At 57.6% G+C, this 22,172-nt stretch carries 17 protein-coding genes and 3 pseudogenes; 3 read left to right on the top strand and 17 right to left on the bottom strand.

Going from position 1 to position 22,172, the window contains the following annotated elements; genetic code table 11:
* Positions 1-182: 182 nt before the first annotated feature.
* From MHZ97_RS19725 to MHZ97_RS19655, 15 genes and pseudogenes are all read right to left on the bottom strand, one after another.
* A pseudogene (locus MHZ97_RS19725) lies at positions 183-1,799 on the bottom strand (T6SS phospholipase effector Tle1-like catalytic domain-containing protein); the annotation flags it as partial.
* Entirely contained in the window at positions 1,787-2,323 is a 537-nt protein-coding gene (locus MHZ97_RS19720; protein WP_239315498.1) for a DUF3304 domain-containing protein, read from the bottom strand. The pseudogene MHZ97_RS19725 and the gene MHZ97_RS19720, both read right to left, overlap by 13 nt.
* A 68-nt stretch (positions 2,324-2,391) precedes the next feature.
* Complete coding sequence (locus MHZ97_RS19715) at positions 2,392-2,928, bottom strand: DUF3304 domain-containing protein (RefSeq protein ID WP_239315497.1); 537 nt, start codon at positions 2,926-2,928, stop codon at positions 2,392-2,394.
* An 87-nt stretch (positions 2,929-3,015) separates the two neighbouring features.
* Positions 3,016-3,768 (bottom strand): annotated as a pseudogene (locus tag MHZ97_RS19710) (DUF4123 domain-containing protein).
* Positions 3,769-6,147: a type VI secretion system Vgr family protein gene (locus MHZ97_RS19705; RefSeq protein ID WP_239315496.1), complete on the bottom strand. Its 2,379-nt coding sequence runs from the start codon at positions 6,145-6,147 to the stop codon at positions 3,769-3,771. It lies immediately after the preceding pseudogene.
* Positions 6,144-6,482, bottom strand: a complete 339-nt coding sequence (locus MHZ97_RS19700; protein ID WP_239315495.1) for a hypothetical protein — start codon at positions 6,480-6,482, stop codon at positions 6,144-6,146. The genes MHZ97_RS19705 and MHZ97_RS19700 overlap by 4 nt, the downstream gene beginning before the upstream one ends.
* 84 nt (positions 6,483-6,566) lie before the next feature.
* Entirely contained in the window at positions 6,567-6,785 is a 219-nt protein-coding gene (locus tag MHZ97_RS19695; protein WP_239315494.1) for a hypothetical protein, read from the bottom strand.
* Between the two features lie 219 nt (positions 6,786-7,004).
* Positions 7,005-9,663, bottom strand: a pseudogene (gene tssH / locus MHZ97_RS19690) (type VI secretion system ATPase TssH).
* Positions 9,664-9,840: 177 nt separating this feature from the next.
* Positions 9,841-10,332, bottom strand: a complete 492-nt coding sequence (gene hcp / locus MHZ97_RS19685) for a type VI secretion system effector Hcp (RefSeq protein ID WP_239315493.1) — start codon at positions 10,330-10,332, stop codon at positions 9,841-9,843.
* 4 nt (positions 10,333-10,336) lie between these two features.
* The gene (locus MHZ97_RS19680; protein WP_239315492.1) at positions 10,337-12,058 is read right to left on the bottom strand and encodes an OmpA family protein; all 1,722 of its coding nucleotides are present in this window, start codon (positions 12,056-12,058) and stop codon (positions 10,337-10,339) included.
* Positions 12,055-12,744, bottom strand: a complete 690-nt coding sequence (gene tssL / locus MHZ97_RS19675) for a type VI secretion system protein TssL, short form (protein WP_239315491.1) — start codon at positions 12,742-12,744, stop codon at positions 12,055-12,057. The genes MHZ97_RS19680 and tssL overlap by 4 nt, the downstream gene beginning before the upstream one ends.
* Positions 12,741-14,081, bottom strand: a complete 1,341-nt coding sequence (gene tssK / locus MHZ97_RS19670) for a type VI secretion system baseplate subunit TssK (protein WP_239315490.1) — start codon at positions 14,079-14,081, stop codon at positions 12,741-12,743. Before tssK ends, tssL begins: the two co-directional genes overlap by 4 nt.
* A 17-nt stretch (positions 14,082-14,098) precedes the next feature.
* Entirely contained in the window at positions 14,099-15,646 is a 1,548-nt protein-coding gene (gene tssC / locus MHZ97_RS19665) for a type VI secretion system contractile sheath large subunit (protein WP_239315489.1), read from the bottom strand.
* 30 nt (positions 15,647-15,676) lie between these two features.
* Positions 15,677-16,171 (bottom strand): type VI secretion system contractile sheath small subunit, encoded by a 495-nt coding sequence (gene tssB, locus MHZ97_RS19660; protein ID WP_239315488.1) that lies wholly within the window; start codon positions 16,169-16,171, stop codon positions 15,677-15,679.
* 868 nt (positions 16,172-17,039) lie between these two features.
* Positions 17,040-17,906: a helix-turn-helix domain-containing protein gene (locus MHZ97_RS19655; RefSeq protein ID WP_239315499.1), complete on the bottom strand. Its 867-nt coding sequence runs from the start codon at positions 17,904-17,906 to the stop codon at positions 17,040-17,042.
* Between the two features lie 194 nt (positions 17,907-18,100).
* Here MHZ97_RS19655 and MHZ97_RS19650 point away from each other — a divergent pair, with 194 nt between their 5' ends.
* Positions 18,101-19,000 carry a DMT family transporter gene (locus MHZ97_RS19650; RefSeq protein ID WP_103794254.1) on the top strand — a complete coding sequence of 300 codons (900 nt, stop codon included), beginning with the start codon at positions 18,101-18,103 and terminating at the stop codon, positions 18,998-19,000.
* Positions 19,001-19,036: 36 nt separating this feature from the next.
* Here MHZ97_RS19650 and MHZ97_RS19645 read toward each other — a convergent pair whose 3' ends face one another.
* A complete protein-coding gene (locus MHZ97_RS19645; protein ID WP_103794255.1) occupies positions 19,037-19,273 on the bottom strand; it encodes a hypothetical protein in 237 nt (78 codons plus the stop codon).
* Between the two features lie 277 nt (positions 19,274-19,550).
* On the opposite strand from MHZ97_RS19645, the gene MHZ97_RS19640 reads away from it, so the two are divergent.
* On the top strand, positions 19,551-20,777 hold the full coding sequence (locus MHZ97_RS19640; RefSeq protein ID WP_239315487.1) for an MFS transporter: 1,227 nt from the start codon (positions 19,551-19,553) through the stop codon (positions 20,775-20,777).
* A 76-nt stretch (positions 20,778-20,853) separates the two neighbouring features.
* On the opposite strand, the gene MHZ97_RS19635 is transcribed toward MHZ97_RS19640, so the two are convergent.
* Complete coding sequence (locus MHZ97_RS19635) at positions 20,854-21,729, bottom strand: SMP-30/gluconolactonase/LRE family protein (protein WP_239315486.1); 876 nt, start codon at positions 21,727-21,729, stop codon at positions 20,854-20,856.
* Positions 21,730-21,992: 263 nt separating this feature from the next.
* Here MHZ97_RS19635 and MHZ97_RS22330 point away from each other — a divergent pair, with 263 nt between their 5' ends.
* Positions 21,993-22,124, top strand: a complete 132-nt coding sequence (locus MHZ97_RS22330; RefSeq protein WP_255729686.1) for a hypothetical protein — start codon at positions 21,993-21,995, stop codon at positions 22,122-22,124.
* Positions 22,125-22,172 lie beyond the last annotated feature (48 nt).

Here is a 22,172-nt window from a genome sequence, read left to right as displayed (position 1 = left end):
ACTGAGCGGATTCGCGTTTAAACTCTGCGCTGAAATTTCTTTTTTTCATTGAGGCACCTGTAATGTTCTGAGGTGAGCATATCACCTCTGTTCAGGTGGCCAAATTCAGTAAACCACTTCAGTTGTGCTATCTTTTCCCGACGACTTTTAAGCACCTCTTTCTGCTTTTCATCCCGTTTTTACTCTGCCGCCTTGCGCGCGGCGGGCAGCGCTTCGGTATTGGTAGCACGCTGGTAGAAAGGTGTTTTCAGCATCGAACCTCTGGCATAGCGCTCGATACGCCAGGCGGTAATCCACGCAATCTGGTTTTCGACAATGGTTTCCAGACTGCCGCTGGCACGGGGTGGCTCGTAGCAGGATGCTTTTTCAGGGGTGATTTTTTCTGGCGTCGTCAGGTTCAGGGTGAGTTCGCGCCAGGCGTTGAAGCGATTGACTAATGGTGCGTCTATTACAAATTCACCTTGTAGATCTGGTGACATGGCTCGCCAAAATTGCTGCTTTAGTTCTTGAGGCAATATTGCTGGAGGTACTTTAAGTGGCGCACCAGCGGAGAATGCTGAAGCATACATGTCATGCAAAGCAATTTGTGAAAGCAATAAAGCATCATCCTCACCATTAGCCTTCCCCTGATCCCCCCGCGGATAGCCACCGCCAATATCCGAATGCATCCCCGGATAAACCACCTCGATGGCATAGGGCGGATATTTGCCGTTACCCCGGCGTACCGAGTCCAGCGGGAAGCAGAGGCGCTGCTCATGCCCGGAGACCAGGTGCACGCATTTTTTTATCAGCCCGCTATAGGTTTTGTCGTCCGGCAGCTCCATCGTGTCGTCCGCCCATGACATATGACCTTCGGCAATCGGCAGCACGTGTGCAATACCGACAGAGGCCACGGTATCCAGCAGCCCGAGAAACTCCACGCTGAGGGGCAACTGCATATCCCCAATCTGCAGGCACTGCGGGGGTTTTTCGCCTTCCGCCTTTGGCGGCGGAAGCAGCTCGCTCAACCAGCGCACAAAAGTACGCGCAGCGGCAGCACCGCGGGAAAAACCGTAAACGTACAGCCTGATATCCAGCAGCCTCGGCCTGCCCGGCTCCGACTGAGTAATTAATGGCTTCAAATCAGAGGCTAAGTCATTCAGTAACCTGCTGAACTCTTCATACCGGTTTTGGCTGCCGCCAGACCACAGCCGATTCCAGCTGGTACCCATTTTGCCTATGGATTTACGACTGGCACTCTCGGACAGTTTTATGCTGTTTTTTTTCGGATCTTTACTCACGCGCATTAGTACATCAATAATGCGCAGCAGCGCCCAGTTAATACGCTCTTCACCTTTAGTTGCGGTCGCCAGCCCCATAATGGAATAGTCCAGATCGTTCACTTCCGGGAACGGGGTGCCCACGCCAGGGATATAAAATTTGAAGTATTTGCCGCCGCTATCGCTTGCCGCATCCAGCAACGCATTGTCTTTATCAGATACGCCACCGGCGGTGCCATCTCCAATAGTGGCACGAAACAACCGCGCGATATTGGTCGGATGCTTCGGATCAGACAGGAGCAGGTCATTGTTCAGGTTATTACCCGTACCGTCGAAAAACAGACTGATATGCAGCGATTTGCAGCACGGCGGCTCCACACGTCGTCCTGCCGCCAGACACAGTTCCTGACGGTAGAGCCGCTCGGCACTGTTCTGCTGATGGCAATTCTGCCCGACCTGTAGCGCCTGGGTCGGCAGCCGTCCCTGCGCTGGAAACGGCGGCGGCACCCAGGCTAAATCGGTTTCCTTTATTTCGGACATACCTTCGGCTCCTTCATCCTGATGGGCTCTTTTATCGGGTAGGACGGACTGCCGTAGGTGTAGCAACTGGTCGTGACCTTCACCTCATCGCAGGGCAAAAAGTGCACGGTGATGCCGCAGACATCCTGACCGTTATAGTCGGGAACCGGGACGATTTTGCTGTGCTGACGTTTTTGAGCATCTATGCTTTTTTTCCAGGCAAGATATTTTTTCCTGTCTTCATAACCTGGAAAGTCCATGGAATACCCTACCCCGGTTTCCCAGTCCACTCGCACCGTCATGTTCGGCGTCCAGCGGGCGGGCACGCTGTAGCAGCAACCACCGCCGCCGCCCTGAAACGGGCCAATAATGTCGATCCCCGACTGGTTATCCACGCTGAAGTGGTTAATCGCCCATTTTGTGTGGTTAATGGCGTCAATGGTGCCGCCACCCCCTCCACCGCCCTCAGCCTGAGCGGCAGGCTGGGTGCAGCCGGTTAGCAAAAGCAGGCCCGCCAGCAGCGGGCTAAAGAATAGACGTTTCATCTGACATTCCTTGTAAAGGCTGGATTAAAGGGGAAACGGCGGCGGAGCCCAGGCTAAACCGGTTTCCTTTATTTCGGACATACCTTCGGCTCCTTCATCCTGATGGGCTCTTTTATCGGGTAGGACGGACTGCCGTAGGTGTAGCAACTGGTCGTGACCTTCACCTCATCGCAGGGCAAAAAGTGCACGGTGATGCCGCAGACATCCTGGCCGTTATAGTCGGGAACCGGGACGATTTTGCTGTGCTGACGTTTTTGGGCATCTATGCCTTTTTTCCAGGCAAGATACTTATCCTCATCAGCGAATCCGGGGAAACCAGCTGATGAACCCTGCCCGGTTTCCCAGTCAACTCGTACCGTCATGCCCGGCGTCCAGCGGGCGGGCACGCTGTAGCAGCAACCACCGCCGCCGCCCTGAAACGGGCCAATAATGTCGATCCCCGACTGGTTATCCACGCTGAAGTGGTTAATCGCCCATTTTGTGTGGTTAATGGCGTCAATGGTGCCGCCACCCCCTCCACCGCCCTCAGCCTGAGCGGCAGGCTGGGTGCAGCCGGTTAGCAAAAGCAGGCCCGCCAGCAGCGGGCTAAAGAATAAACGTTTCATCTGCACTTCCTTGTATAACATTGCTTTAAAAGAGGAAGGATAGGGTAACCGCTACGAAGAATTTAAATAGAAAAATCAGAAGATTAATTATGAGTTAAGCCATTTTTTTATAACCCAGGCCTCGCGTGCTTCATCCAGAATAATGCCCTGACTGGTCGCCTCCACCATGCCCTGGTAACACTCAGAAAAAAGCGCCTGTTGTGATGTATACCTGCCCGCTGGCGGTGAATGGTGCGACAGGAGGATCAGAACATCACAGACACACATTAGATGCTCCAGTTGCCGATCGTTGAGTTCAATTTTGTGAGGTTTTTCATTGCGAGCCAGGGGCGAACCGCTGCCTTTAATACCTCTTGAGTTGCCATCCATATCCTGCCATGCCCAGAACAGTGCGGGACGCAACAAGGCCTTTTGCTGTTCCTCGCTGAGAACCTGTGTAAAAAGCAGGGGGAAGATCCGCGTATCGTAAAATCGTAAAATTCCGCTCCGCCCTTCGTGCAAAATATCCACACACTGCGTAAGCCAGTGAGCCAGAGCAGTAAAAGGCCAGGGTGAACACAACAGCAGCAACGGAGCCCGAACGATGACCTGCTGACTGATGTCTTTTAGCCACTGCATCTGATGAAGATCATCAAGCGTAATGCGTGCAATCAGTGGAGCATCATCGACGATAAACGCTTCCGGAAGCCCGTGATAAAGCGACTACCACTCTACTGACAGTGCGTCTAGTGCCGGGATTACGCTGAAATCCAGCCCGGCCTGATCAACAATAATATCAAGATAATCAGTCCCGGATGCCCGGCAAGTAACAGCCACTTCCTCAATCCATTGTGTAGTCATTCATGCCTCCCTGGGCACAAAGCCCTGCGCCAGTTCCTGCGCTTTTTTAAGGCACTCTTTACATACTGATGCTGGCAGTTCTGGTAGCGGGAAATCCTCGCTGGCTGGCCCCTGCAAATCGTGCAAACCTTTAAGACTAATTACTCCCGGACCATGAATATGCACCTCTCCCTGTGGAGTGAGACGAATATAAGCTCCGCCACACCCCAGGGTGATGCCATTTTTAGCCGTCAGTTGCAGATGCCCCTGTGTTGACTGGACGGTGACGTCTTTCAGAGACGTTAACGAAAGCACATCGTCATGTGATTCAATCTCCAGCGGGCCGCTGGCGGAGACCAGCCGCATCCCTTCCTGCTGTGCAAGGATTGAGACAGTTTTGCTCGCGTTTACTGAATAGCGCTGCGCTGTGCTGATGTTGACTTCGCCCAGGCTCTGCAGGTACAACCCTTTCCCGCTGTACATCAGCGCCGCTTCCGGCGTGACGGCAGCAATACCTTTCGGAGCAGACAGCAGCAACGCTGGGTCTTTCAGCTCGCTGGCACCGGAAACGAATTCACTCAGTGGCTTTATATCCGGGGTAACATTGCGGTGAGTCTGCGTAATAGTTCCCCATCCCGTCACCTGATTTAACGCCCCTTTTAGTAGACTGATAGTGGGTTCCATCTCCAGCACCGATCCCTGCGCCTTTGTCTGGCCGTCCGCCGAGATAAAGATCCCTTTCTGCGCCCGGATGGCGCCCCAGCTGTCGGTTCTGAGTTCAAAACCCTCACCGCGCTTCTGCCTGTCGGCATCCACTATATGCCCGAGATTCAGCTGACTCTTGCCGCCATACTCGGTAGAGACCTTGATATGCTCTTTCCCGCGCTCATCGTCGAGGCGGATTTTGTTGTTTGCCGGCGTGCGCAGAACGTTACGTTTATAGTTGCGGATGGTGACGTGGTCGCCGTGGGCCGAATCATGCAGCACGCCAGCGATGAACGGCCTGTCGGGGTTGCCGTCTTCAAAGCCAATCGCCACTTCGGTTCCCGCCAGCAGCGGCAGGTGCAGGCCCCAGGTGTCCCCGGCGTACGGGCGGGACTGACGAACCCACAGGCTCTCAAACCCGGTCTCCCAGCTATCCCGGTCAAACAGCATATTGACGCGATAGCGGCCGTCTTTATCAATATGCCCGTAGGTGTCATTTTCGGTCGTGCTGGTGACGCGGGCCGGTAACGTACCGGCCATCACCGGGCGTGAGCCTGGCTCAGGACGAAAACAAAAATCAGGGCTGTCCGGGATACCCTCGACGTTAACGCCAAAATCCTGATCCCGCCGCGCGTGGCAGTGCATAGCGATGATAACCACGCCCTGGCTGAAAACCTCCGCCACTTCATAGCCGCCGGTTACCTTCAGCAACATACCCGGAGAGAGCGCAGGAGAGCTGGTGATGGCGCGGGTCTGCGTCTGGCCGTTCAGGTAGCGCTCGTGACGGATGCGGGCATAAAACGCACCGGACTCCGGTGCCGGGCTGGGGTCATATTGACTCCCCGGCGTCAGGTAGTTATCTCCCCAGTGGTAAGCCTCCCCACAGGTGGTGGCATCCCCGCGGGTCACATCAACCTGGATGTTCATGTCAGTCGTGGCCTGGCGATAGTTGTAGTCGCGGGTGCTGACCTGCTTCTGCACCACGCGGTGGTGGCTCGCCATTCCCCAGACCGAATCTACCCCTTCTGAATGCTGCCCTGAGGGCGGAACCGACGGCAGGGTCAGGCCTTTCTCATAACCCTGCTGGCTGTCGTAAAACTCCACCACGTCGATGTTCAGGCGCGTGTCGGTAGTGAAGCGGAACCAGATGCCCACCTCCGCCAACAGACGGGTGATAAAGTGCAGGTCATCCTCGCCGTACTGCATCACCTGTTCACGACGCGGGTACTCTTTTGAGAGCGAGAACAGAAAATCCTGGCCGCGCATACTGTGACGCTCGCGCAGGATTTTTTCCACGATTTGTGGCACTGACATATCCTGATAGATGGCGTTCTGATGGGAACGGTCGAGCAGCGCCAGGCGCGGCTGTAGGATCAGGGCGTAATGGGTTTCATCCTTTGAGGTGGTGAGACGTTCAAAACCGCTCACCACCCCCTGAAGGGTACGCACGGCCTGCTGCATTCTGATGCCGTAACCCTGGTCAACCGGCGCCTGCAGCGTCAGCGCGGCGGCTTTCATCAGCATCATCTCTTTGCTGATTGCATGGTTGTCGCTGGTGAATTCAATACGGTAGCGGAAAGGTTTACTTAAGGCCTCATCGCCCTCAAAGGCCAGCACATCAAGCTCTGCTTCACATCCCTTTACCCAGAGCCTGTGGTGGTTGTGGCTGAATCTAATCGGGGGATTGCTGCTCATGCGTACACTCCCTGCCGGTGGTCAAACTCCAGCCCGACCTCCTCTTCCTCACTCCCGCTGAGCGTCAGGGGGTGTGGCCTCTGCTTCGCGGCCATATGGGCCAGCAGCTGCTGGCTCAGCACCGGCAGTATCTGCTGACCGAGCTTCATCTGCTCGATGGTGCGCAGCGCCGGCTGGAGCAACCCTGAAGCAGGGCTGCGAAAATAATTAACGAGGGCCTTAACTGCATTTTCCCGGCCACATTTAGAAGCGTCAGAAGAACGGAATAAACCGGCATGCGCCTTTGCCGCACAAGTCAGAGCAAAAAATACCGGAAAGAAGTTAATCAGTTTCATTGTTTTCCCTTTTTTAATTTAAAAGAACACCATTTCGTTGCCACAATGATTTTATTGCGCCGAAACCGCAAAACCTTTGCGCGTTCAATCAAAAGATCCAGGTTTAATTTTCTTTATCGATTTAAAACGAAAATAGAGCATCGCTGCTCCCCAGAGAGGCCAGAGCATCATAATTACCACACTGCAAAAATAATCCGCCCACCCTTCCAGCTCCGTATTTTCAGGCTCGGTGAACTCGCTATAAATAAGGTATAAAATACCGATAACCCAGAGAGCCATAACTATCCATAAAAACCATGGCACGCGATGCTCCTTATCGTGTCTGAATATCTGCCTCGGTTATCACTGTTATGAACCCACGACTGGCAGAAAGAATTTGTACTGATCTATCCGCCACCGCATATCAGCGGCAGTTTATCCTGTGCTGCAATGACTATCTCTTGCCGCTCAACATATGCGTGTTCTGTGTCGACACCGAAAGCCTGTGGTGGTTATGGCTGTACCTTGTCGCGGGATTGCTGCTCATGCGTACACTCCCTGCCGGTGGTCAAACTCCAGCCCGACCCCTTCTTCCTCACTCCAGCTGAGCGTCAGGGTCTGTGGCTTCTGCTTCGCGGCCATATGGGCCAGCAGCTGCTGGCTCAGCACCGGCAGTATCTGCTGACCGAGCAGGCTGTCGACGTTGCGCGCGCCGGTGTCCGGCAGCAGGCAGGCGGCGGTCAGCGCGTCATACAGGCTCTCGTCGATACGGGTGGTCAGGCCGTAGTGGCGGTGCAGGCGTTTACTGACCTGAGCGAGCTTCATCTGCACGATGGTGCGCATCGCCGCCTCAGCCAGTGGACGGTAAATCACCGTCTGGAAGCGGGCCAGCAGCGCCGGCTGGAAGTGGTCACGCAGTACCGGGCGAAGCAGCTCCTGCAGCTCCCCTTCGGTGGCCTCCGGCCGCGCATCCAGCAGCTGCATCAGCGCGCCGCTGCCGAGGTTGGAGGTCATCAGGATAACGGTGTTGCGAAAGTCGATTTCCCGCCCTTCGCCGTCGCGCATAAAGCCGCGGTCAAACACCTGATAGAACAGGTTCATCACGTCGCGGTGCGCTTTTTCCACCTCATCGAGCAGCACCACGCTGTAGGGGCGCTTGCGCACCGCTTCGGTGAGAATGCCCCCCTGGCCGTAGCCGACGTAGCCCGGCGGTGAGCCTTTCAGCTGGGAGACGGTGTGCGGCTCCTGATATTCAGAGAGATTGATGGTAATCAGCGACTTCTCCCCGCCGTACAGCACCTCCGCCAGCGCCAGGGCGGTTTCGGTCTTGCCCACGCCGCTCGGGCCGACCAGCAGGAACACGCCCTGCGGCCCGCTCTCTGACGTCAGGCCGGTTTTGGCCGCCCGCAGGCGCCGGGCGATGGCGCTGAGCGCCGCATCTTGCCCGACCACCCGCCGGCCGATCTCATTTTCCAGAGTCAGGAGTTCGGTCTGCTCATCCTTCATCAGGGAAGAGAGCGGCACGCCGGTCCAGTCTGCAATCACACTGGCGACGGTGCGCACCTCTACATCGACCGACAGCAGCGGGTTGTGGCCATGCATATCGTTCAGAGCCTGCTGCAGTGCGCAAATCTCGCTCTGGCAGGAGATATCCTGGCGGCTTTCCAGCAGCTCCTCAGTGAGCGCCCGCTCCTGCCAGTACCGGGTCTGCAGAGCGTCCTGCTCAACCATAAGGCTGTGCTCTTCCTGTTCGATTGCCGTCAGGCGTTCCCCATGAGTCTGCTTACCGACGGCAATGTCTTCCTGCAGCGCCTGCTTCTCCATATCGAGAGAGGTTAATTGCGAGCGGATATGGATCAGCGGTTCCGGCAGCGTATCGAGGCTCATCCGCACGCGGGCGGCCGCGGTGTCCAGCAGATCAACCGCCTTGTCCGGCAGCTGACGGCCGGTCAGGTAGCGGCGCGACAGCGTGACGGCGGCGCGCACCGCATCGTCGGTGATATGCACGCCATGATGCTCAGCGTAGCGGGACTTCAGGCCACGCAGCATCAGGCAGGCCGTCTCATCGTCCGGCTCATCCACCTTCACCATCTGGAAGCGGCGCTCCAGCGCCGCATCGCGCTCGAAGTACTGCTTGTACTCGCTCCAGGTGGTCGCGGCGATGGTGCGCAGCTCCCCGCGCGCCAGCGCAGGCTTCAGCAGGTTGGCCGCGTCCCCGCCCCCCGCCTGGTTCCCGGCGCCGATAAGGGTGTGCGCCTCGTCGATAAACAGCAGAACGGGTACCGGCGACTGCTGTACCGCCGCAATAACGTTTTTCAGGCGCTGTTCAAACTCCCCCTTCACCCCCGCGCCCGCCTGCAGCAGGCCGAGGTCGAGGGTGCGCAGGATGACCGGCCTGAGGGATTCAGGCACGTCCCCGTCGGCAATGCGCAGCGCCAGCCCCTCCACCAGCGCGGTTTTCCCCACCCCCGGCTCGCCCACCAGAATCGGGTTGTTCTTGCGGCGACGGGAGAGAATGTCCACCATCTGGCGGATTTCGGTATCGCGGCCAAAGACCGGGTCAATCCTGCCCGCTTTCGCTCTGGCGGTGACGTCGAGGGTAAATTTATCCAGCGCGCTCTGCAGGGCCGGGCTCAGCTCGCCCTCCTTCAGCTCCGCCCCGGCCGGCCGGCCGGCCGATAAACTCCACCTCGCCGCCGTGGCTCTGCGCCAGCGCCGCTTCCTGCTGCACCTCCGGTCGCTCGTCCGACCGGGCGTCAAGCAGCGGGCGCAGGCGCTCAAGCTGGCTCTGCCCCAGCGTCAGCAGTGGCCACAGGCCGTCGCAGCGCACCAGGCCGGGGCTATCTGCCAGCGCCATCAGCAGATGTACGCTGCGAATCAGCGCCTCACCATTGAGAGAGGTAATCAGCCAGGCTTGCTGCATCAGCGACTGTATGTTTTTCGAGAGCTGCGGACGGCTGCGCACCGAGCGCGGCTGATTATCCAGCCAGCCCAGCAGATCCTGCCACAGGGCATCCATATCCCACTCATAGCGGCGCGCCAGCACCGTCAGATCTCCCTCTCCCTGCTCCAGCAGCTTCAGCAGCCAGTGCTCCGGCAGGATTTCCGCGTGGGCGCGGGTTTGGCACAGCGAGGCCGCCCCTTCCATCGCGCGGGCGCAGTAAGGGTTCAGACGTCGCAACAGGCTGGCTGGGTTTTCCATAACATTTTCTCCTGGTCGGTTGCCGGGCACGCTACCGCCCCTCGCTGTTTCCCGTAAAGGGGACCAAAGCGCACAGGGTCGGGCTGGCAGTTTGTGGATTTCTTTGCTCAACGCCCGCGCGGGCAGACGTTCAGCAAAAATAAAAACGCGGACAGAGAGACTCTGTCCGCTGCTGACTTACGCGGTGGCGCGTTCGTTCCAGGAGTCGGAATGAATGATGTTGCCGTCTTTGTAGGTCCAGGTGATTTTTTCGTAACGCAGTTCGATCTGCTCAAGGTGGTTGTGCTTCTCGTAAGCCGGATCCTTGACGTCATGCATCACCGGATTCACCTTCACTACCTTCACGTTTTCCAGTTTTGTGTTGAAGTACTCCACCTCCTGGCCCGCGTCGTTGATTTTGTACCATTTGAACTCCGCAGATTTCAGGGTCTGACCGGTGGTCACCGCTTTGTACAGGTACGGGCTGGAGGAGTCGGTTTCCTTGGTGAACAGGAACGGGGTGTGGATACGGGTGCCGGTCAGCTTGCCGGTGTTGTTGTCGGTCGGGATGTAGAGGTTATGCGACTGAGCCACCACCTCGATGCTGCCTTCGCGATCCTGAACGTCCACGGACCCTTTGATGTCCGCGCCGCCGTCGTCTTTCAGCCAGAGATAAACAGGAATTGCCATGGAATTACTCTCCTTTGTGTTGTGAAGCGCCATCGTCCCGGGATGACGCTGAGGGTTGGCCCGGTATCTGACAGGCATCCGCCTGCGGTACCAGACTGATTTCAACGCGGCGGTTGAGCGCGCGGCCCTCCGCCGTGTCGTTGGTTGCCACCGGCCGGCCTGCGCCGTAGCCCTGCACCGCGAAACAGCTCTCCGGCACGTCGCCGGTGTCCCGCATCCAGTTGCGCACCGCTTCGGCACGCCTGAGGGAGAGCGTCTGGTTCAGTGCGGCGCTGCCGGTGTTGTCGGTGTGTCCGGCCACCACAATCAGCCAGCCCGGCTTCGCCTTGATGCCAACCAGGGAGTTGACCAGCATTCTGGTGGAGCCGGCCTTCAGGACTGATTTGCCGGAGTCGAACAGCGACATGCTGTCGAGGCGGATAATTTCCGGCGCCGGCTTCGGTGCAGGTTGAGGTTTTGGCGGCGATGGAGGTGGTGGTGGTGGCACATAAGAGCGGATTGCATCCAGCACCGGCATGCGCAGGCGCTCGCCCTGATACAAACCGAGACTCATTCGGGCCGGTACACCGTTGCGCGCATGGTCATCCAGCAGCGCCGCATCCTCGCGCAGCACCGCAACCGCATCGGCTTTCGCGCCGTAGTCGTTCATGGAAATACGGTCGTAACGGACGATATCGAAGCTCACCCGGTGCAGCAGCTGGCGGTTATTCCAGCCACTGCTGAGCAGGGCAGCGATGGCCGCCAGCGTGAAGAGTCCCAGCGCACAACGCCAGGCCCGGCCACGCGCTGTTAAACCCTGCCCTTTTGGCAGCAGCGGCAACACAAAGTCCGGAAACGGTGACATTACCGTGCTGTCAGTGCCCACCGGCTGCCAGCCCGCCACCTGCTGCATGGCAGTGTGGTGCGAGAGCCAGGCGGTCCAGAGAGAGGAAGCCAGACTTCCGGCGAGGATGGGCCCGATGCCCCACAGCACTACGGCAGGCGCAACAGCCGGGATATCGGGATCCTCATCCATAAATACGGCTTTAACATGAGCATGGAACCAGGTCATCAGGCTGTTCATCAGTACCTGCTGCTGCATGGCCATGGCCCCGCCGGTGGTGACCCACGCCGCAATCGAGCTGGGGGCGGAAGACTCGCGCCATACGCTAATACCTTCTCCCGGCAGGGCGGCCTGCCAGAGCATAGCGTTCACCATCGCACTACCGGTCTGACCGTTAAGCACCAGCGGTACGCTGTGCCCGGTTTCTTTTCGCAGCTGACTGATTTGCCAGCGCAGGGCCAGCAGACGGCTGGTGAGTGCCTCTGCATCACCATGCTTCTGCGGGCAGACGCTGACCATCACCGACAGCTGACGTCCCCAGTCAGGGCGCAGCCACAGCACCTGGCGGGCAACCTGCTGCAGATCCTGATGCTCTTCTACCCGGATCCAGCACCCCTGCGTCACCGTCAGCACCTGTGATGCCTGCGGCCAGGCCTGGGGCAGATCACCACAGACCAGCACCACTGGCTGGCGATAAGCAGCTTCAGGCAGGTCATCCAGCTTCAGGGTCGGTTCATGCTCCGCGCGGCGGCTGGCCGCAAACCATAATGCCGCAATCAATCCCAGCATCAGCAGCAGAATGATGACCGCTGCCAGGCGCGTCACCGGCAGGAAGCCGAGGCAGACCACTGTGCTCAGCAGAGCGGCCCACAGCGCCAGCCCGCGCTGTTGTGCAGAACTCATTTCACCGCTCCCGGTAACAGGGTCTGTAGCGTCTGATCGAGCCAGTGATCCAGTCCCCACCAGAGTGCGGCGATGGCGCCCACACTCAGGCCAATACGCACGGGCCAGGATGCCAGCCAGCCGCCCATGCTCCGCCCGGCACGACTTTCCGCCAGGACCGGGTGGGTCTGCGGATAACTGAACGGCGTGACATGTTCACTGAGTGCGCTGACCAGCTTCTGCCGTTCCGGGTCATTCAGAGAGCGGAAACTGCCGAGAAACCCCAGCATCATCACCCGCTGAAAGCAGGTCACGACAGCGAGGTCAGGCGCCGGTTCACGCAGCACATCACGCATTCGGTCGCACAGCGTATCGCCGGCGTCCATGGTGCCGAGGAAGTACCCCTGCAGCGGAATGTCATACCACTGCACGCAGGCATCATCCTCCACGCCCCGGCCTTTAACCGCCTCGTCAAGCAGGGCACACTGTGCGGTCATGATGTGTCGGCAGCTGTTCTCATCCAGCCCGCACGCTTTCAGCTCGCACTGCACGCGCTCCACATCGGCGATACAGCACTCCCACAGCAGCCGGCCTTCGCCGTCCTGAAACTGCGGGCCGTGACGCAGGCTGATCGCCTGCAGCCAGGTGTCCTGCAGCAGAACATCAATATCAATGGACGCGGCAGCGCCGCGTTTAGGCTCACTCATGTTCTCAGTACCGCAAAGAGTTCAAGTTCAGGCTCGCCGAGCATGCCCGGAACGTAAAACATACAGGTGCCGCTCTGGAGCATTTCGGTGGCCAGCGGATGCGAGACATCGAGGCTGAAATACTGGTTTTCCAGACGCAGCGGAATGGCTGCCGGCACATGACGCAGCGGCGTCAGGGGAACGCCCACCCGTGAGGAGTTGACGATGCTACGTACATGATCGGGACTGCCGACCTTGCACTGGCGCGGGAACTGCTCCTGCAGCTGCGCCACCGGCATCGGCGAACGCACGGAGAGGTAGTAGTCGGCTCCTTCGCGCAGACGTGGGTCATGCAGGCGAGCCTGCCAGAAGTGCAGCCGGGCATCATGTTCGAGCGCAATCGCCACCACCCGCGACGGCAGGCTGGCCTCCAGCAGGTCGCCCAGTAGATCAAACAGCGGCGGAAAGACGTTATTGAGCTGCTCATGCTGCCAGACCGGAATAGCAATCACCTGGTGCTCCAGCGAGAAGGTCAGCAGGCTGCCCGCCAGACGGGCCAGCTCTGGATAGAGACGCTCAGGCGGGCTTTGCGGGTGGCGCTGAAACTGTCCGAGCACGGGCTCAGCACTGTTCAGGGCATTGAGCAGCCAGAACAGGGAGACGTCGGCCACGGCAAAATCGGCCATCCGCTCGTTACTCTCCCGACGCATCGCCATCAGGCGACTCAGACGTGCGCGTAGCTGGGTCATCAGCTGTTCAAGCTGGGTGGTGAGCCAGCGGCTGCCCTGTATGGTCAGAAGCGGGGGAAGAAAGGTCTCATCAAATTGCCACGCCCCCTGCGAATCCTGCTGCAGGCGGGCAACCGGACAGGTCAGGTAATCGCTGTTGTTCTGATGGGCAAACCGCAGCGTCAGCTCTGGCTGTATCACCGCAATCTGGCGGGTATCATCTCCGAACATATTGCGAACATCGCGCCAGCGCTGGCGATAGCGCACGGGACGATCGGCCACCTCATCGGGTTTAAGGCAGTTACCGCCATTCGCCCGCAGCAGCGGAAGGGCCAGAACCACGACTACCTCCGGTGATTCACCCTCAAGCGCCAGCACCGGCGGCAGTTCGTCAGCATTATCTGTGTCGATAAGCGTCCCGTCGGAAAAACGGAGGTGCAGATGACGGGCCTGCAGGCGGCCCAGCTTCAGCGTTTCCGCTTCGAAAGCGACATTTATCACCCCCCAGGGCTGGGATAACCCCATCCGGGCGATACCTTCGGCAGACCAGGCCGCATACGCGACCTGTTGCTGGAAGTGTTGGGGAGAGACCATAACGCCCCTGCCCCATAACGGTTGTTCCGTTTTCATCGGCTTCCTGCCTTACGTTACGCTTTCGCCTTCGGCATCTGGGAAACCAGCGACAGGTTGACGTCCATTCCCTCTACCTGGAAGTGCGGGATCGCGTACAGCTTCACGCGGAAGAAGCCCGGGTTATCCTCGATATCTTCCACCACCACTTTTGCGTCGCGCAGCGGGTGTGAAGCCTGCAGCTCATCGCCGGGATCGGTCATTTCCGTTACCAGCGTGCGTACCCAGGTATTCAGCTCCAGCTCCAGCAGGCGACGATCTTTGGTGGTACCGATGTTTTCACGCTGGATCAGCTTCAGGTAGTGCGCGATGCGCGACAGCAGGAAGATATAGGGCAGACGCGCGTTGATGCGGCTGTTGGCCGTGGCATCCGCCGTGTCATACAGGGCCGGCTTCTGCGCCGAGTTGGCCGAGAAGAAGCAGGCGTAATCCCGGTTTTTGTAGTACGACAGGGGGATAAAGCCCAGGCTGGCGAATTCAAATTCCCGGGTTTCCGGGATCATCACCTCAGACGGGATCTTCACCTGATTGCCGGTTCCCAGGTCATACAGATGGATCGGCAGATCCTGCACGGCGCCGCCCGCCTGCGGCCCACGGATCTGCACGCACCAGCCGTTGTTGATAAAGCTGCGCACCATGTTGGCGGCAAAAGCGAATGAGGCGTTGGTCCAGAGGTATTTGTTGTGGTCCGGGCCTTTCACCTCTTCCACGTAGTTAAAGCTGCGCACCGGCACGGTGTCGGGGCCGTAGGGCAGACGGCCCAGCACGCGCGGCATCACCAGCCCGATATAGCGGGCGTCATCCGTCTCGCGGAAGGATTTCCACTTGATATATTCGGCGCGGTCGAAGTAGTTGCCGATATCCTTGATGGCCGCCACCTCTTCCATGCTCTCTTTCAGGAAGAATTTCGGGCCGGCCGAGCCGATAAACGGCATATGCGCGGCGGCAGAGACTTTTGAAATATTGCGCAGCAGGGCAACGTCCTGCGCCGAGGCGTCAAATTCGTAGGCGGAAATCAGCGCGGCAATCGGCTCTCCGCCCGGGGTGTCATATTCGGCGATGTAGGTCTGCAGATAGAGGCCGCTCTGGATAATCTCCGGGCTGTCCTCAAAGTCGCGGCGCAGATCGTCTTTCGACATATCCAGCAGCTCGATTTTCACGTTCTGGCGGAAATCGGTTTTATCCACCAGCGATTTCACCCCGCGCCAGAGGGACTCTACCGCCTGAAAATCTTCATGGTGCATCACCGCATCGAGCTGGCGGCTAATCTGGCGATCCAGCTCGGAAATATGGTGATCAATCAGAGATTTGTCGAGCTTGTCAACCCTTGCTCCCGCTTTGCTCAGGCACTCCAGAAACACCTGCATGCCGGCGGTAAGACGCTCATCCGCCGTGGCATCCGACATCGCCTGGTTGTCCTGCCAGATATCCAGCGCGCTCAGTTGAGAAACCGGGTTTAAATTGATCTTTCTAAACAGGGAGGCATAAACGCCGTCCGCTTCAGAACGTTCCTGCACCACGCTCTCGCTTCCAGCCAGACCTTCGTTTTGAACAGTCATGAGCATTCCTCTAATCCATTTAAGTTATTGATGCGATTAAGACTTGGGTGCCAGCGCAGAGAGCTCATTGCGCAGCTCAGCACTTAATGCCGGGTCGAGCAGAATTTTTTCCAGCTCTTTTCGGAAAGCCTGGTTATCCAGCAGATTGGCTTTTAAATCGCGCAGCAAATTGCGCATCGCCAGCATGGCTTTCAGCTGCGGGATCTGGCGCGCCACCTGTTCGGGGGAGAAATCTTTTAAATCCTGGAAAGTCAGGCTGATATTTTCTTCACTGCCGTCGTTGGCCAGCGTATTTTTAATAGTGAGATTAACTTTTGGGGAATATTCAGAAAGCACGCTGTTAAAATTATTCTTATTTACGTTCACTTTTTTTCTTTCTGACAGCGGCGCCGTTTCCTGACCGTGGCTGAAATCGCCCGCGACCAGTAACTTTAACGGTAATTCGGTTTTCTTATTTTCACCTCCTGTATGCAGATCAAGCTTCAGGTTAATACGTGCCTTTGGCACCTCGTTCTGGAAACTATCAGCCATTATTCTTTCCCTCGTTTAATCGCTGTGTGGTATCAGATATTTATTTGTGCGAGCGAGATAATAGAGCAATTTACCGCCCGCGATCAAATATAAAGTTCGACGATATTCAACTAGGATATTCTTAATTATTTGTGCTGCTTAATCTCTTTTTTTGACAGAAAATACTGGTTAGTCCCGCTAATTTCTTCACTATTTCTATAGATATTTTTCAGCAAGAAGCGTTTAATGATACCCTAAAAATTTAATTGCTAACCATTGATTTTAATTGCAAAAATATAAAACCACCCCGCTACACAGATCGTCATCTTACCGATCACCATTAAACATCGCCGTTAATAGATCACAGAATTTTCGTGTGGAAAATTCTTATATCCCGCGAGCAAAATAATGACACCTTCCGCCGATCGCTCTGCAGAGAGATATTATCTGCGGCGGCATCCTCTCTTCTCATCAGGCCGGGCAGAACGGACGGCAGTTTATTTATTTGGAATGAATGTGAGTAAACAATTGCTGCCGCCGGAGATGGCCTGGCATCACTTTCTCTTCTGGCATAAAGGGGGATCCCTGGCACACCAGGCCAGCGCCTTTTAATTCATCCTCTATCGCATATTTCCACTCGGCAGGCATGGGCTGTTGCAGCATGAAAACGGCGACCGGTTTCAGGGGTTGCTCATATTTCAGCAGGCTCCTGAAGCGGAGAGAAATAATCTGATGCGCCCCGCCTCCCTGAATGATTTTCGCCGTAGCCGGCAGGCGCTCAGCTCAGGCAGCGCCAGCCCGCTTTGCTGAATTCACACCCGCGCGATCCCTGTTACCCGCTATCGTGGCAATAGCAGGAAGGGGTAAATAGTGTTGAAGCAGCCCGCGATTAACCTTCGTCTGCACCGCTGGATGGGGAATTGCTGCGCCACAGGGAAGGCGACATGCCATGCATCTGCCTGAAGCGATTAGTGAAGTGGCTGGGTGAGGAGAACCCGCAGCTCAGGGCGATCGCCGTTAACGACAGCGAGTCATCAGCCAGCATCGCCTTCGCCCGCAGCATCCGGCGGCGCATCACATACTGATGCGGCGCTTCGCCCACCGAGTGGCGAAACATACGCGCAAAGTGAAATTCGCTCAGCGCCGCCTGCTGGCTCAGCTGCGCCAGGGTCAGCGGCTGATCGAGATGAGCCTCAATAAAATCCAGCAGGTTGCGCAGCACAACGGGCGCAAGCCCTCCGCGCACCCGCGGCGCACGCCACTGCACATCACTGTAATGCTGCAACAGATGGGTCATCAGCAGCGTTGAGGCGCTGCTGAGTATCAGCTGGCTGGCAGGCTGTTGCCAGTCGCAGCTCAGCAGAAAATGGCGGTAGAGCTGAGTAATGCGGTCGTCGCTGGCAAACACCTTCTCGTGCAGCTGCAGCTGCGCCGGGCTGCGATCCCATATCTCTTCTGCCATCTGGCGCAAATGCGCTTCGGTGCAGTAAAGGTGTACAAACGAGAGATCGGCACGCAAATCCCAGGTGGATTCCGTACCGGCGGGCATCAGGCAGAAGCGATCCGGCCCGCCGCCGTTACGCCAGCCATAGGGCGTTTTATGCCAGGTATCATAGCCGTCAGCGATATAGAGGCTCAGGGTATGGTGATTGCTGAGGTTGGTGACGCGATCGCCGCTGTTAAACCAGTGCGCCAGCTGAATGCCGTGGTTAAGCCGGGCGTGATGACGCAGCTGGGCTTTATGGCGTTGCAGCATATCAAAGGTCTGGTAGTTCACGGGCGATCTCCTGATGGCGGCATGCCAGTTTAAAAAGAGCCGCGCCGCGAGAACAGTCTTATCCGCCACCGTGGAAAAAAAAGCGCAAGAATATGCAAGTGCAGCGCAGGCCGGTGCAAGCGGCACGCTCCAGGAAGCACGACACTGAGCGCTGAATCAACAGGAGGCGTAGGATGAATCTGTTTTTGTATCTTTCCGTGGTGATTATTTGGGGCACAACCTGGATTGCGATCTATGCGCAGCAGGCGGCAAGCGGCGGCAGCGTCGGCGCAGCGGTATTCTGGCGGTTTATCGTGGCGTCGCTGGTGATGCTGATTGCCTTAAAAGCGCTGAAACGTCTGCGCAGGCTGACGGCGCGCGATCACCTCTTTTGCCTGCTTCAGGGCTGCTGCGTCTTTGGCTTCAACTTTATCTGCTTTTATCACGCTGCCGCCTGGATCAACAGCGGGCTGGAGTCGGTGATTTTTTCTATGGCGGTACTCTATAACGCCCTGAACAGCTGGTTTTTCTTTCGGCTGCGCCCCTCGGCCCGACTGTTGCCCGCTATCGTGCTGGGTATCGGCGGCATTATCGCCCTGTTCTGGCAGGATCTGCACAGCAGCGAAGCCTCCGTCACGCTGCTGTGGGGCATGGGTCTGAGCGCCCTGGGCACGCTGGGGTTTTCGCTGGGCAATATGATCAGCCTGCGCCATCAGCGTCTGCAACGGGATGTGCTGACCACCAACAGCTATGCCATGCTCTACGGTGCGCTGGCCATCGCCCTGTTCACTCTTCTACGGGGGGAATCACTCGCTCCGGTCTGGAACCTGCAATGGCTTGGCGCGCTCGGTTATCTGGCTATATTCGGCTCCGTCATTGGCTTTGGTGCCTACTTCACGCTGGTGGGACGCATCGGCGCCAGTCAGGCAGCCTACAGCACGCTGCTGTTTCCGCTGGTGGCGCTGGCGTTATCTACGCTTTATGAAGGGTATCAGTGGCACGCCGGGGCGCTGCTGGGATTAACCATGATCCTGGCGGGAAATCTGGTGATGTTTGCTCGCTTGCCTGCCTTCAGGCGGCGCGTGACGGCATAAAGCAAAGAGCGGGCTGCTGCCCGTTCCGCGTGAGCGTTATGCCCGGCGCTGCATAGCGGTTAGTTGATGGGGGCGATTGATAGCCTTGCGCGCGATCCAGTAAAGCAGCACGCGCTCATCGTCGGTGTCCTGGTCGGCCATGGAGAGCAATTTCAATGCCAGCGTCGATTTAGTGACTGGCTGCTGCTCATCGCTAAGTTCAATCACTGCCTGACCGATGATGCAGCGAACTTCATCCTCACAGCTAAGGGATTCATATGCCCGGTCTTTCATATTTCCTCCTGTTTAGTGAACTATAAGCCTGGCAAAAATTCTGTGAGCCTGCCGGTGAAGCGCCCTGTATGACACATCTGCTTACCCGCTGTAACCAATGATTATCAGGTTGCCGGATTATTCACAGTTTAACGAAGCGACAGGCGCTGTTATTCATACCTTCTGAGCGGCATTTCATGACGCATTTCCTTCCGTTCATGCCTTTTTGTCTCGCACGCGCGTAGCGGCGGCTTAATCTGGCAACAGTTTCCAGATTCCCGAACGGGAGAGAAAAATCATGAACCAGTCAATATCCCCCTCTTACCAGCGTACCCGCTGGCTAACATTATTCGGCACCATCATTACTCAGTTCGCGCTGGGGTCGGTCTACACCTGGAGTTTGTTTAACGGCCAGCTCGCCGCAAAACTGGATGAGCCGGTCAGTCAGGTCGCCTTTTCCTTTGGGCTGTTAAGCCTGGGGCTGGCGGTCGCCTCCTCGCTGGCGGGGAAATTACAGGAGCGTTTCGGCGTGCGGCGGGTCACTATCGGCGCAGGCATTCTGATGGCGCTGGGCTTTTGGCTGACGGCCCACGCCAGCAACCTGATGATGCTCTATCTCAGTGCCGGCATTATGGTCGGGCTGGCGGATGGCGCGGGCTACCTGATGACGCTGTCAAACTGTGTGAAGTGGTTCCCGGAGCGCAAAGGGGTGATTTCAGCCTGCGCCATCGGCGCGTACGGTCTCGGCAGCCTGGGCTTTAAGTTTATCTGCGGCGCGCTGCTGGGGGCGGTCGGCCTGGAGCAGACCTTTATTCTCTGGGGACTGATGGCAATGGGCATGATCCTGGTCGGTGCGCTGATGATGCGCGATGCGCCGGTTCAGCGCGCAGCCGGGCCGGTTGCCCAGCAGGCGCGTGACTACACCCTGGCTGAGTCGGTGCGGCTGCCGCAATACTGGATGCTGGCGATGATGTTCCTGACCGCCTGCATGAGCGGCCTCTATGTCATCGGCGTGGCGAAAGATATTGGCGAAGGCCTGGTGCATCTCAGCACACAAACGGCGGCCAACGCCGTCACCATTATCGCTATCGCCAACCTCAGCGGTCGGCTGGTGCTGGGCGTGCTGTCCGATAAAATGGCCCGCATTCGGGTGATTTCGCTGGCGCAGATCGTTTCGCTGGCGGGCATGAGTATCCTGCTGTTTACCCGCATGAATGAAACTACCTTCTTTCTCTCTATCGCCTGCGTCGCCTTCAGCTTCGGCGGCACCATTACCGTCTTCCCGTCGCTGGTGAGCGATTTCTTCGGCCTCAACAACCTGACGAAAAACTATGGCCTGCTCTATCTCGGCTTCGGTATCGGCAGCGTACTCGGCTCGCTGGTGGCGTCACTGTTTGGCGGCTTTACCGTTACCTTTAGCCTGATTATGACGCTGCTGGTGATGTCGCTGCTGCTGTCGCTGATCATTCGCCTGCCGGAGCGCCAGCCGCTTGCCGGGCAACAGCTGCAGCGCAGCGGGGGTTAATGCGCCAGCCGGCGCGCTGGCCCGAAAAAAGGCGCACCTCAGCGATGAGGTGCGCCTTAATTATTCCGGCACCCTGTTAGCCTGGAAAACAGGGCTCGGCGATCCCCGCTACCTCCACCTCTACGGCAAAAATATCGCCCGACTGCGGATAGCGCGCCAGCTCCTCCTCGGTGCGATCCTCACGCGAGCTGGTGATATAGAGCGTTTTCAGATCGGGACCGCCAAAGGCGACCATGGTCGGCCAGCGCACCGGCAGCGCAATCTCATCAACAATTTCCGCGCTGGCGGGATCGATGCGCACCACACGTCCGCCGTCAAACTGTGCTGACCAGTAAAAACCTTCGCTGTCGACAGCGGCGCCGTCCGGCAAACCGCCTGCGGCGTCAAACTGGCGGAAGATTTCCCGCGCGCCCGGCTCGCCCTTTTCATCCAGCGGATAGCGGTAGAGCACTTCATTCGGCGTATCGCTGTGGTACATCCAGCGGCGGTCGGGTGAAAAGGCGACGCCATTGGAGATCATGATGTCGCGCGCTTTTACCTCCAGCGACAGCGAGGGCGTGACGCGGCACAGCAGCCCACCATTCTTATCCTGCGGCTCCCACAGGCTGCCGCACCAGAAATTACCCCAGGGATCGACGCGCCCGTCGTTAAAGCGGCTTTTTGCCGCTTCGCCCGGATTGTCGGCAATCTTACGCTCTGGCCTGCCCTGCTCATCCAGCAGCCAGACGCCGCTGCGCAGCGCCGCAATCAGCCCGCCCTGCTCACGCAGGCCGATACAGCCCACCTCTTCCTGCTGCGGAAAAGTCTCCAGCGCGCCGCTGCGCGGATCGAAGCGGTGAATCGCGGGCGCCAGGATATCCACGCACCACAGCACCTGTTCGCGCGCCGACCAGGTGGGGCACTCCCCCAGCTCCGCCTGCAGCGCCAGTACATTTTTGACTTCGGGCTTCATTATCGCTCCTTTTTATTTCGCATCAGCATACTTTAGCCTGAATTCGTCGCGACGGGTAAAAACGCCGCGCTTGCTTTTCAGAATTATCTTGCCGATAATCTCTTTTATTCAGCCTGTTCCGATAGGCTTATTAAATAAGACTCTGGCAATCGCTGGCTCTGAAATATTCCGTAATATCTCTCTAAATAACTCTACATTCGCTGCATCATCACTCCACTATTCCGGCGTAATGTCGTACCTATCGGAAAAGAGGAGAACTTTGTTTGAAAAAAATCGTTAAAGTTGCCACCGTTTTTGCCGTTATCTCTATGCTTAGCGGGTGCATTATCGACAGAGGTCATGGCGGCGGCTGGCATCACGGCGGCGGGCATGGCTGGCATCATCATCACCGCTAAGGGCAAAGATTTCACACAGCAAACAATAAAAAAAGGGCGGGATATTAC

The organism is Pantoea sp. ACRSC, assembly GCF_022346785.1.
Lineage (GTDB): Bacteria > Pseudomonadota > Gammaproteobacteria > Enterobacterales > Enterobacteriaceae > Pantoea > Pantoea alvi.
This window is presented reverse-complemented; position numbering and strand designations above follow the sequence as displayed.